Origin of the sequence: Erythrobacter sp., from assembly GCF_038133525.1 — a bacterium.
Taxonomy (GTDB): domain Bacteria; phylum Pseudomonadota; class Alphaproteobacteria; order Sphingomonadales; family Sphingomonadaceae; genus Qipengyuania.
This window is the reverse complement of sequence record NZ_JAYPTL010000071.1, coordinates 1-11,739: the sequence shown is the minus strand read 5'-3', so window position 1 is coordinate 11,739 and position 11,739 is coordinate 1. Positions and strand designations below refer to the sequence as shown.

The following is an 11,739-nucleotide window of genomic DNA, read 5'->3' as shown; positions in this document are numbered from 1 at the left end:
GGCGGAGGCGGCGGGGGAGGTGGCGGCGGCGGCGGGGGCGGCGGCGGCGGTGCCGGCGGCTCGCCAAAGTTGTAAGCCAGCGTTGCGAGCAGCGAGTGCGAGCGGAAATCCGAGTTCGCAGCGGTGCCATCCGCGGCAACCAGGCTGTTTCCGGATTGGTTGAAGAAACGATACTTCAAACCGATGTCGATCTTGTCGCTAATCGGCTTACGTACACCGGCCAGGATCTGCCAGGCGAAACCAGAATCACTGTCGTCTACATTGATTCCCGGTACCGGTGTATAAACGCTGACGCTAACACGACCAACTCCGACACCGCCGCCAACAAAACCCTGTAGGCCGTCATCGGGGCCAAAATCGACCAAGCCATTGAGCATAAAGCTCAGAGCCTTGGCTCCGCCATCAACGCTGGCACCATTGAACGAATTCACATCGTCGGTGTAGCTGGCTTCAGCCGCCCGACGGTGGCTGACTTCCGCTTCCATACGGAATGGCCCGAAATCGTAGCCGACGATACCACCAACATCATAACCGTAATCAGTGTTGAGTGTTCCAACACCATCACGACCCCGGAGGCTGTCGATATCTTCGACCTGCATGATACCGGCATCGGCTTCGACATACCAGCTGTCGTCACGTGCCAGGGCAGGCGATGCTAGGGCCGTCGAGGCCATCGCCATTCCTATGACGAATTTCCGCATTATTGTTTCCCCTTTTTGCGAATTGGATTCACCGAGTGAAAGTTATCTAACTTTTCGCTCCGTAGGTGGCAAGCAGACAATGCCCGCGAACTGTTGCATTTTTGCCGCTCTCACGACCCGATTTCTTTAGCTTGGTGAAGGGGATACCCTTCATGGTCATCCCAACGTCATCCACGGGGTTCGGTTCCCGCTTAACCGGCGGCAATAATTCGGTGTTCCCGCAAGACTGCCAGGATTGTTGCTAGAGTGTCGCGGGCCTCGGCATCCACCACCATGCCGGATGACGGGGCCACGGGGACAGGTGCGGCGTCCCAGGCCGTCGAAAAGGTTCGATATCGGCCCGCGGACAGGTCGAAAGCCCGCAGGCCCGCGAAGGGCGGAACAAACGTCCACTGCCCGCCGTCCCATGATGCGAGATGGTCGTCCCGGCCCAGCCATGCCTCAATCGCATCCGCCCCGACGATCCAGCATTCCCCCGCGACCGGCATGGCGGGCGGCGCAGTGCTGGTACCTTTGATCTGGGGATGCAGCAGTGCGTCGAGCCGCGCAAAGGCCTCGTTGATGAACATCTCTTTCTGTGCCTGGCCCGAAATCAGATAGGGCAGTTGGTGATGTGGCGTTGCCGAAACGAAATTCACAAGTTCGGTCATGGATGACTCCGATCAGGGGTTGGCGGGCAGGGAGGTCAGGAACAGCGGGTCCGACTTGGCAAAACTGCCACACTGGCGCACCCACAAGGCAGCGCCGGACGCTTCGCTCGCAAGTTCGGCGAGAAGCGTGGCGCTCATAACAAGGGCCGGGGCAGTGGTGCTGTAGCGCTGGAGAGGCGCCGCAACCGGGCCTATGCCGACTTCGTAAAGTTCCTGTTGTTCGACCAGCGGCTGTTCGACGTCTGCAAGCCACGCCCAGCCGCCGCGTGCGCGCCGGGTCCAGCGCAGTTCGAGATCGCCCGCACCATCGAAAGCGACCCGTGGATGACAGGGCGATGGGGGCCTGCGCCCACTTCCCAGACCTTCGAGAGTTGCCAGCACGGGAGCCTCATCGACAAGCCCCAGCGCGGCCAGCCCGCCATTGCTTGCTAGCAATCGCTGGTCCGCTGTGATCGGTATGAGGCGATCGTCCAGCAGGGTTGCTTGCGCGCCCGATGGATGCCCAATGCCTGCGATGCGCTCGGTTCCGGCCCGTCCGCGGAGCAAGCCGTGAAGGAGCCAGGCGCCGTCGCTTTGCGGTTCGGCATGCGCGAATTGCAGGACTTCGCCGCCCACAAGGAGGCGGTTGGCGCCGGTCGCGAGAGCTTCGAGCGTAGCATTCTCCAAAGTGGAATCGCTGTTGTCGAGCCGGAGCATGAGCGTTGCGTGCGGTTCGAAACGCAGTGCCTGGCTGGGACCGAGCGGGGCCGCAAGGACGCCGCTGACCGCTCTCTCGCTGGCGCTTACGCCAAGCGGAACCAGCGCCCCCGCCTGTGCTGCATAGAGCGCAGCGCCGGACCATGAGCCGGCCGGCGCGCCGACCGCCGCGAAGGCCTGCACCGTGTCGGCCGCGCCATTGCCGTCCCACGGAACCTCGAAAAATCGCAGCCGGCTGGGCTGGGGCACGCGATCCGGCGGCAGCCAGCCATTCCCGGCATCCGACGCGGCAGATCCTGTCGCGAGCGCGAGATGACGGACCAGCTGGAGCTCGATACCGCCCTCCCGCCATTCCCAGCCGGCGACCATCCACTGGCCGGACACGCCCGGAGCACGGACCAGCGAGCCGGGGCCGATCGACGGATCGAGTTCCGCCATGCGCCAGGCCAGTGTGTCCTGTCCGATGCGCTCGCGAGCCGTCGCGGCATGGAGCAGGCTGCGTGCTGCGGAGGCATCGAATACGCCGGGAAACTCGATCGTGTCGCCGCGGCCCGTGCCGTCTCGTGCCTCCACTCGCTGGAGCCCGGGCAAGTATTCGCGTGCCGGGTCATAGTAACGCAGGGCCGCCAGGGCGGTGTTTTCTTGGGATCTGTTGGCGCGCATCTTGCCGTCGTCGCGGCCGAAGTCGCCCTCGCCCCAACTTGCGGCCCCGGGCAGCAGGGGAACGCCGTTCGCGTTCTGGACCGGAAGATCAATGCGCGTAGAGCCCGCTTCGTGGTTCACCACCATCGGCCGGAGGCGATCGACCAGCGTCAGAACCTGCGCCAGTGAACCGCCGTCGTGCGAGAACCCTTCGAGTTCGGGCAGGGGCACGGCGCTGGTGATTTCGTCGAGTTCCCCAACCAGATCGGCCAGCAATGTGCTGCCCGATCCGGCGAAAACCTCGAAGCTGAGCGCCGGGATGCGATTGCCGAAATCGGCCAGTTGCAGGTCTTCGAACACTACATAGGCGCAGCCGCGATGCGCCGGGCATAGCGCGCCCAATGCGGCGGCGAGCAGCGGGTCGGCGTCCTGGTCGGCATGGCCGCTGTGTACCCGCAGGATCCCGCCGGTCTTGAGGTCGCCCGCCACGCCGCGCAGCAGGTTCCCGTCGGCCCAGATGCGCCCGACACCGTCGATCGGGCGGCTCGAAAGCGCCACGGCGAAGGAGATCGAATAGGCATAGCTGGTGGTCTTGGGCTTGCCCTTGCCGCCGCCGCTGGTTTCCTTGTCTTCCTTGAGGTCGGTCGCCCAGATCACCGTGCCCGGCACGCGGACGCGGCCGTACTGGCGGGCAATGGGCTGGCCATAGCTCGAGCTGGTAACGGCAAGTTCCTTGAGCCGCGGCCCTTCGCGGCGCGGGGCGCCGAAAATCGCGCTGTCGAGTGCTTGCCCCGCCAGTGTGCCGATCGCGCCGCCAAGCGGGCCGCCGACCAGCGTGCCGAGCGACCCGAGAACCAATGTAGCCATGTGCAGCTCCTATGCGAGGTCGACGAGGCGCCAGTGGCGCATGACCGGCCAGTCGCGCGGTTGCGGCTGGCGGACCACTCGGCGCAGGCCCGCGTGGGCGTGGATGCAGGTCGCACCACCCAGAGAGACGAGCAGGTGGTGCTGTGCGGGACCGGGCACGACCAGCAGCAGGTCACCGCGCAGGGTCGAGCCCTTGGTCGGCTGGAAACCGTTGCGGGCGGCAAAACCGAGGTGGCGGTCGATTTCCGTGTTGCGCAGCGCATAGCCTTGCAGCGCGGCAACCGCCTGCCCGCAATCCGCCAGCGCGCAGGCGACCAGGCCGATGCAATCCAGCCCGGTTTCGGGTCTGCGTCCATGGAGCCGGAAGGGGGTGCCTTCGAGCGCTTCGGCGGCGCGGGCGAAACGTTCGGCCAGGATCATCGCGGCATCGGATATTGCGCGAGCAAATCATTGCCCGGGAGGAAAGGCTCGCCGCGGAAATTGGCGGCATTGTCGAAGCGGCCCGAGCAGGTGGCGATGGTGCGGTCGCAGCCTTGGCGCAGACGCAGACGCATGCCGGGTGCGATGGCTGGATCGAGCACGCGGTCGAGCGTCAGCCCGGCACCCGCCGCCACGAGGATGCCTATCGGTAGCCCGACTTGCGGCCCTTCGAGGAAGCGCAATTCGCCCAGTGCGTAGGGCGTGGGGTCGGCAATATCCACCGCGATGCTATTGGCCTCCGCGTCGACCGACACGACTGTCACAACGGTCTCGAATGCCGCGGGGTTGAGCGCGCAGCCGGGCCCGCAAAAGCGCGCGCGGCAGGTCGGGCTCGATAGCGGTACAGGATCGATCTCTAGCGCGGCCTTGGCCGATCGCAACTGCGCCGAGAAGCCCATTGCCTCCTGCGAGATGCCGGCGATGCTGCCACCATGAAGCACGGCCGCTTCGAGCGTTTCCCAGTCGACGATCCCGCTTTCGACGCGCGCCCCATCGAAGCGCCCGGCGGCGAGGTCTTCGGCCCGGATTGCGGAATGGCTCAGGGCTCCCTGGACCTCGCTGCCGTCATCCTCGAACCCCATGGTTCGGCGGATCGCGCTGGGTAGCATGCCGGGAGCGGCACGATGCTGCAGCCCGTCGAACCAAAGGTCGCGGTCATGCGTGGTGAAGGCCAGCGCGATCCCGTCGCGGCGATAGATGCGCCACCAGCTCGCGGCGGTTTCCAGCGGCGTGGCGAAATAGCTCCGGCTCATGCGTCCTCGCGGATTTCGACCAGCGGGACCGAGGGTGCCTCGCCCGCGGCGAAGGCGGTGCCACTGATGTCGAGCCGGTCCTCGGCAAAGCGCACCGGCACGTCGAACAGGAACCCGGCGCGAACCTCGGCGCCCACGGGCGGGGCTTCGGCAAGCACGATCCAGCCGCCGTCTTCATAGCTCCAGCTACTAGCCTCGAGGCCGTCGACGCTGACGTGGATGCTGGCCACTTCGGGGCGGGTGATCGTGCGGCACTGCTCGCCATAGAGCTTGCTCAGTTGGAACCGAGCCGCCGCCCCGTCACCGATCCCGAGCAATTGGTCGGCTGGACCGGGAACCCCGGTCATGCCGTTCGAACTATGGTCGAAGGGATCGCGAAAGCGGAATCCGCGCGCCGGACCATGGCGGGCGCGGAAGAAGGCGATCAGCGTGGCGAGTTCCTGCTCGGCACGCACCCCGGGGCCGACGTCGTAACGCATCCGCGCATCGGACCACAGCGCATTGCGCCGCTCATGCCCCGATGCGGTGACCGCGACCGAGGTCGAGAATTCGGGGCTGACCGCGGCGTCGCGGCCCAGCGCCAGCGGCCAGGCGACATCGTCGAAAGCTTGCATGTCTTCCTCCATCATGGGCAGGCGGGTGTATCCATCGCGGGCGACCTGCGGCAGCGCCCAGACGAAGCGCTGGGTCACGCCGCGCCGCCGCGCCTCATCGAGCGCGCGGTCGATCCGCGGCCAATATGCCTCGGCATTGTCGGCCAGGGGGACGAAGCCCGCGAAATAGTCTTGCCGGTCGATTGGATAGCCAAGCCGCTGGTCGATTTCGGCCAGCGCCGCACGCCGTGCGCCATCGGCCCCTTGGGTGAGCCAGTCATAGTCTTCCAGCTGCAGCCGGTCGAAGGCGGGCCAGGCCCAGCCGAGTGGCAGGTTGGCCCGCTTCAATTCGGGCACCTGCGGGTCGAGCAGTGTCGGGGTGAAGGCCAGCAACCGCACCTGAGCCACACCGCCCGCCGCGTCGCGCACCGCCTGCGCCAGCTCGGCGGTGGATTGCGCGAGCAGTGCGCCCGCCTGGTCGAGCAGCGCGAGCTGCGCCGGGTCGAGCGGCTGGCGCATGTCGGCAATCACCGGCGGATTGCCGCCGAACGCGGCCTGTGCCGCCGCGTCGTAGAGGCATGGGGCATAGCTACCCGGCTGCATCCACCACCAGGGTTCGCCGATCTGGAATTGCACCGGCATCCCGGCCTCGACCGCGATCTGGACGAAGGCCGCGGCTACCTGCCGCAAATAGCCCATGGCCCCGGCATGCGCGGGAGAGAGCAGCGCGGACGGCGGTACCCAGCCGGTCAGCGCGGGCGATCCGTCATGCGCACGCTGCTTCCAGTCGTTCCAGCAATGGGCGTCGAACAATTCGTAGGACAGCGACCAGATCACCGTGAAACCGCGCGCCTTGGCCTCTGCCGCGAAAGCGCGGTGCCAGGCTGCGCAGGGATCGTTGAGTACGCCGCCCGCCAGGCTGACGTAATGCCCCGCGCCCAGCGGTTCGAGCCGGAAGTAATGGCTCATGCCGACATAGTGGACGATGCGTTCGCGGTAGCCGAGGCCCTCGATCGCGCGCAGCAAGCGGGCGGGGGTCTGGTTGAAGCTGTCGTCATAGGCACTGGCGATATGCTCGCCGTGCGGGGGGATCAGCACGTTGCCGATCGCCAGCATGGCGCGCTCGCCCTGGCACTCGATCGCACTCATCTCGGCCCAGCCATCGACGCGGGCGGGGAGCAGTGCAGTGCTGCCCTCGACATAGCCGGTCGGCACCAGGCTGATGAACATGCGGTCGATATCGCCCGGGTGGATCGCCTCGCCGGGCAGGAAATAGCCCGATTGCAGCTGCGAAAAGCGCAGTTCCACCTGCGCATCGGTGGGGCTGCCACTGGCATAATTCCACAGCCGCACATACCAGCTGCGTGGATTGCCCGATGCGTCGCGGCCCTCGATCGTCAGCGTCGGTCCATTGGGCCCATCGAGCGCAAGAATGCCGCCGCTGCGCCAGCGAAAGCGCAGGATGCAGCGCGCATAATCGCGCTGTGTCGCATAGGCCAGCAGCGGGTGGTCGAGCCTGTCTTCGCTCTCCCAGATCAGTCCGGCGAGCTCGCCTTCATGGTGGAAGCTGCAATCGACACGCAGCGCGTCATGCGCGGTACTGACCACGCTGGCCATCATCGGTCGCGGGAAATTGACCGTCCAGAAGCGCGGATCGAAGCGCGGGATCCAGTCGCTGTGCTGACCCCGCCGTTCGCGGGCGAGCCAGAAGGGCATATTCTTCTCCTGTTTCGCACCGACCTCCGTCGGTGCGTCCTCGGTGCAATTCTTCCGCTTCGCTCCAGGCACCTGCGGGCGGCCGGTCGGCCTTGCCTCACCTGCGGTTCGGTCCGGCCCGCTTGGGGAGCTACGACAGCAACGCCCGCCGGACCGCAGCGGCGACCTGGCGCGAGGAGCGCTGGAGGGCGACCGGTGCGCCGGTGCCGCGCGGGGTGGCGAGGGTGATGGCGACGCGTACGTCGCTGCGGCCCGCGGCGTGCGGACTGGCTTCGACCCGGCCTGCGCTGGTCGGCACGAACAGCTCGGGCCCGCGTTCGCCCACCAGATAGGGGCGCTCGGGAGACACCGAACCGCCGATCGCGCGACCGGGCAGGCCGAACAGCGCGCCGATCGAACCCTGGATCAGGCCACCCAGCGCCCCGCCGCCACGCCCGCCGAACAGGCTGTCGAGCCCAAGCTGGAGCGCCTGCGCGGCGATCTGGTCGAGCGTAGTGGTGGCTACCCGCTTGAGGTCATCGAAGCCCAGGCTGCCCTTGCGGATCGCGCCCAGCAGCCCGCGTTCGAGCACCGCACCCGCCCTTTCGAAGCCATCGATCAGCGTCCCGTCGAAGCTTGCCCGCATGGCCTGCACATCCGCAGCGAAAGCCTGCGTATCGGTGCGCACCGATACGACCAGCTCGTCGATTTCGTCAGTCACGGGTATCCCTTTCGATCATGCGAGCAATCTCGGCGCGCGTCGGTGGTGGCTCGCTGGCCGGAGCGGGGGCGAGGCTGACGAGCAGCTCGGAGGGCGTCGCCTGCCAGAAACTCGCGGGTGGCCAGTGCAAATGGCGCGCGGCAAGGCCGGCGCAGCGCAGCGCCGCTTCGGCAAAGCGCTCGCTCATCCCGAACCCTTGAGGATCTCGCCAAGCAGGCAGCGCAGTGGCTTGGCGCTGGCGGCCAGCCCCATGTCGACCACCGCCTGGCCCACACGCTCGCGCGGGATTGCCTCGCGATCGGCCAGGCAGTGCCAGAACAGCGCGGCGATCTCGGCCAGTCGTAACTGCCCTGCGCCCGCGCGCTCGACCAGCGCGAACAGCGGGCCGAGCTCTTCTTCGGCCCGGCACAGCGTGTCGAATGTGGGGCGCAGCAGGCGCGACTTGCCGTCGACCATGATCGCGGCTTCCCCGCGCGCAGCATTATGGGTCATGCCGGGACGACCGCGCCCGAGCTTTCGAGCTGGAGCGAATAGGTCCGCTCGCCGTTGAAGTCCCCGGCATAGTCGAGCCGCTGGACGAGGAAGCTGCCGCGCATCTTCGCGCCGTCCTCGAACGACAGCTCATAGGCGTCGAGCGTCCCGGCGAGTGCGTTGGTGCGGACGCGGTCCTCGGCCGTCGAGCCAAGGAAGATCCCGCTGGCCGAAACCGAGACCGAGCGCGTGCCTGCGCCCGACAGCAGCTCGCGCCAGCCGCCGCTTTCCTTGGTGGTGACGACCACCGTATCGCCGTTGATCGCCATCTGCGTGGTCCGCAGTCCGGCGACGGTTTCATAGGCCTGCGGTGATCCGCCATCGCCGATCTTGAGGAGGAAGGCGGCGCCTTTCTGGGCTGTCATGTCTGGTGGTTCCTCTTGGATGTTGGAAGGGATTGAGGTGCGATGCCTGCCCTTCGACAGGCTCAGGGCGGGCGGGGGAGAGCGCGGGCTTTGAACCAGACCCGTTCAGCCTGAGCCTGTCGAAGGCCGCGCTCCCGGGGCTCTATTCGGCAAGCACCACGAACGCGTATTCGAGCAGCACCGCGCGGATGCTGCGGGCGCGCCGCTCGACGCGGCTGCGCAGGAAGCGGGTCACGACCACGCGAAACCCGGCTTGCGTGGGATCGAGCGTGGCGATGCGCTGCTCGATCCGATCGGCGATGGCGGCACTCGCTGCGGGATCGTCGCTGCGGTCGAGCAGTTCGAGCGCAAGGCGGACCTCGCGCCCCGCGCCGGTCTTGTGACCGCGATCGACCGAGGCCGAGGCGACGATGGCGAGCGTCGGCAGGCTGGCGGAAACCGGCCCCTCTTCCTCCACGGCATTGACCATGGTGGTGAGCACCGGGTCGGTGCGCAGCCAGGCGGCCAGTGCGCTGCGCAGGGCGCTTTCCATCTAGCGGGTCCTTTCGGTGAAGCCTGGCCACAGCAGCCGGGCATGGTGCCAGCGGCGGGGATCCTCGCGGCGGGTGCGATGCTGCAGCTCGGCATGGGCGGATGCGGCTGCCCCCGCGCGGGCGGTGAGGCGCCGGGCAAGCTCGGCGAAGCTCACAGCCGCACCATGCGATAGGGGCGCCAAAGCGCCGCGACCGCGGCGGGCAGCGCGCCGGCCCCGCCGCCGTCACGCTCACGATACTGGTGCGCGGCGAAGCGGATCAGCCCGTGGCGCAGTGCCTCGTCGAGCTCGCTCCAGTCGGCAGCGGCAACACCGGTGAATTGCAGGCATGCCTGCCAGCCACTGGCGAGCAGGCGGAGGAGCAGCGGGTCCTCGAGGGCCGTGCTGATCGCCAGCCATTGCTTGAGTTCGTCGAGCGGCTGCCCGGACAGGTCTGGAGGCATGGGTGATTCCTTGTCTTTCGAACCGACCTCCGTCGGTTCGTCCTCGCTAGATGTGCGGCAAGCCGCACCCGCTGCGGGCGCGCAGTCGCGCTTGCCTCGCCTTCGGCTCGGAGGCCTTCTCCAGCTTGCCTGCTTCCGCTGGATCCGGGCCAAGGTAGGCCCGGCAAGGCCGACCGGCCGCCCGCAGGGGCCCGTAGCGAAGCGAAGGAACAGCCCCGAGGACGCACCGACGGAGGTCGGTGCACAAAACAAAAAAGCGGGCGGGGCAGGGGGGACCCCGCCCGCGTACGGATCAGAGCTCGATCTTGAGGAGCTTGATCGCATTGCTGTCGAGCACCTGCCCGCCGACGCGCTTGGTGGCGTAGAAGTGGACGAAGGGCTTGTTGGTGAAGGGGTCGCGCAGCACCTGCGTCGCGCTGCGTTCGGCGATCAGATAGCCGTGGCGGAAATTGCCGAAGGCGATGGGCATGGTGCCCGCCGCGATATCGGGCATGTCCTCCGCCTCGATGACGGGATAGCCGAGCAGGCGATCGGGCTGGCCTTCGACCAGGCCGGGTTGCCACAGGAAGGCACCATCCGCGGTCTTGAGCTTGCGCACTTCGGCCAGCGTTGCCGAATTCATCACGAAGCTCGCGCCCTGGCGGTGCCCGGCCTTGAGCGTGTGGACGAGGTCGATCAGCTTTGCGTCGGGATTGGCGTCGAAGCCATCGGCGGCGCCCGATCCGACATATTGCAGCGAGCCGAAGGCGCGGGCGCCGTCTGCCGCAATCGAGACCGGGCTGGCGAGGAAGCCGAGCGGCTGGTCGATCCCGCTGCCGTTGACGAAGGCGGCGCCTTCGGCCCGGGCGAACTCCATCGCGATCTCGCTCGCCAGCCAGCTGTCGAGTTCGAAGCCGGCATCGTCGAGCATGGCCTGCGAGGCGGCGGGGTTGGCGTAGAGCTCGCCCGTCGGCGGGGCGATCTCGCTGAATTGCGGGGTGTCGGTTTCGGGCCGCGCGGCGGTTTCGCTGACCCAGCCCGAAGCGGTGCCACCGGTGCTGACCAGCTTGCGATAGCCCGCGCTGCCGGTCTGCACGACCTGGGCGAGCGCGCGGATCGGGCTGATCTCGGTCAGCTCGCGGGCGATCATCGCGTCGATCTGGCGCGGCACGGCATAGCCGCCATCGGCCGGCACACTGCCGCTGATCGATTTTACTTCGGCGAGTGAGCCGCGGCGCAGATAGCCGTCGACGAAGCCCTTCACTTCGGGCGCCTGCTCGTCGGTCCCACCCAGCGCGGGGCGGGCGGCGGCGCGGGCGATGCGGTCGACCCGGGCCTTCACCTCGTCGACGTCGGAGCGCAGGGTCGAGACGTGGGCCTCGGTCCGGTCCTGGCGCGCGACGATGTCGAAACTCGCTTCGGCCTGGTCGGTGGTGGCGTCGGTAGGCGTGGTATTGTCCATGGATTGTCCTCTTCTTCACGGGGCACAAAAAAGCCGCCCGGAAGGCGGCGAGGGGGGTGGCGGCCCTTCGACAGGCTCAGGGCGAGGGGGGTTTGTGTTCTTGTTCAGAACCACGTCCGCTCAGCCTGAGCCTGTCGAAGGCGATGCGCCGACATTTTCGACCGGGGATGTCCAATGCACCCGCGCCCCATCCTGCAGCGGGTGGGTGACGACGCTGACCTCGAACAGCTCGATCTCGGCCAGCTCGCGGCCCTGCGGCGTGTGGCGATAGGCGCGCGCGCGGTAGCCGAAGCTCAGCCCGCTCACCGCGCGCTGGCGCAGCAGGGTAGCGGCGCGACTTTCGGGATTGTCGATGCTGGCGATGATCCGCAGCCCGCGCTCGTCCTCGCCCGCAGTCTCGACCCAGCCGATGCGCTGTTCGGGCCGATGCTGCCAATAGAGCGGGTAGGGCCCGTTCCGCCCGGCCAGCGTAGTCGCGAAGGCCCCCGGGCGGATCGTGTCGCGCGCGCCGTCGGCGCGGTCGAACAGCGCGGCATAGCCCGCAATGCGCAGTGTCACTGGATCAGGGCCCCGAGCCCGAGCCGCACGGCGATGCCGATCAGCAGCAGCGCGAGGCAGCCGCGCACGACC

At 67.6% G+C, this 11,739-nt stretch carries 14 protein-coding genes; all 14 read right to left on the bottom strand.

The genetic code is table 11. The features are described from left to right. Positions 1-701, bottom strand: a 701-nt coding sequence (locus AAFM29_RS14875; RefSeq protein ID WP_341713570.1) for an outer membrane beta-barrel protein, incomplete at its 3' end; no start/stop codon positions are given. A gap of 191 nt (positions 702-892) precedes the next feature. Continuing rightward, positions 893-1,351, bottom strand: coding sequence for a DUF2793 domain-containing protein (locus AAFM29_RS14870; protein WP_341713569.1), 459 nt, complete (start codon positions 1,349-1,351; stop codon positions 893-895). Positions 1,352-1,363: 12 nt separating this feature from the next. Further along, a complete protein-coding gene (locus AAFM29_RS14865) occupies positions 1,364-3,556 on the bottom strand; it encodes a phage tail protein (RefSeq protein WP_341713568.1) in 2,193 nt (730 codons plus the stop codon). 9 nt (positions 3,557-3,565) lie between these two features. Beyond that, on the bottom strand, positions 3,566-3,976 hold the full coding sequence (locus AAFM29_RS14860; protein WP_341713567.1) for an NlpC/P60 family protein: 411 nt from the start codon (positions 3,974-3,976) through the stop codon (positions 3,566-3,568). After that, a complete protein-coding gene (locus tag AAFM29_RS14855) occupies positions 3,973-4,788 on the bottom strand; it encodes a DUF2163 domain-containing protein (protein WP_341713566.1) in 816 nt (271 codons plus the stop codon). Before AAFM29_RS14855 ends, AAFM29_RS14860 begins: the two co-directional genes overlap by 4 nt. Continuing rightward, positions 4,785-7,097 (bottom strand): DUF2460 domain-containing protein, encoded by a 2,313-nt coding sequence (locus AAFM29_RS14850; RefSeq protein WP_341713565.1) that lies wholly within the window; start codon positions 7,095-7,097, stop codon positions 4,785-4,787. The genes AAFM29_RS14855 and AAFM29_RS14850 overlap by 4 nt, the downstream gene beginning before the upstream one ends. 130 nt (positions 7,098-7,227) lie before the next feature. Beyond that, positions 7,228-7,797, bottom strand: coding sequence for a tail tape measure protein (locus AAFM29_RS14845; protein ID WP_341713564.1), 570 nt, complete (start codon positions 7,795-7,797; stop codon positions 7,228-7,230). Then, on the bottom strand, positions 7,790-7,984 hold the full coding sequence (locus AAFM29_RS14840) for a phage tail assembly chaperone (RefSeq protein ID WP_341713563.1): 195 nt from the start codon (positions 7,982-7,984) through the stop codon (positions 7,790-7,792). The genes AAFM29_RS14845 and AAFM29_RS14840 overlap by 8 nt, the downstream gene beginning before the upstream one ends. Beyond that, positions 7,981-8,289 (bottom strand): gene transfer agent family protein, encoded by a 309-nt coding sequence (locus tag AAFM29_RS14835; RefSeq protein ID WP_341713562.1) that lies wholly within the window; start codon positions 8,287-8,289, stop codon positions 7,981-7,983. The genes AAFM29_RS14840 and AAFM29_RS14835 overlap by 4 nt, the downstream gene beginning before the upstream one ends. Then, positions 8,286-8,693 (bottom strand): phage major tail protein, TP901-1 family, encoded by a 408-nt coding sequence (locus AAFM29_RS14830; RefSeq protein WP_341713561.1) that lies wholly within the window; start codon positions 8,691-8,693, stop codon positions 8,286-8,288. The genes AAFM29_RS14835 and AAFM29_RS14830 overlap by 4 nt, the downstream gene beginning before the upstream one ends. 142 nt (positions 8,694-8,835) lie before the next feature. Beyond that, positions 8,836-9,225: a DUF3168 domain-containing protein gene (locus tag AAFM29_RS14825; protein ID WP_341713560.1), complete on the bottom strand. Its 390-nt coding sequence runs from the start codon at positions 9,223-9,225 to the stop codon at positions 8,836-8,838. Positions 9,226-9,377: 152 nt separating this feature from the next. Next, positions 9,378-9,668 carry a head-tail connector protein gene (locus AAFM29_RS14820; RefSeq protein ID WP_341713559.1) on the bottom strand — a complete coding sequence of 97 codons (291 nt, stop codon included), beginning with the start codon at positions 9,666-9,668 and terminating at the stop codon, positions 9,378-9,380. Positions 9,669-9,960: 292 nt separating this feature from the next. Beyond that, positions 9,961-11,109: a phage major capsid protein gene (locus tag AAFM29_RS14815; protein WP_341713558.1), complete on the bottom strand. Its 1,149-nt coding sequence runs from the start codon at positions 11,107-11,109 to the stop codon at positions 9,961-9,963. A gap of 120 nt (positions 11,110-11,229) precedes the next feature. Continuing rightward, positions 11,230-11,661 carry an HK97 family phage prohead protease gene (locus tag AAFM29_RS14810; RefSeq protein ID WP_341713571.1) on the bottom strand — a complete coding sequence of 144 codons (432 nt, stop codon included), beginning with the start codon at positions 11,659-11,661 and terminating at the stop codon, positions 11,230-11,232. Positions 11,662-11,739: the final 78 nt, after the last annotated feature.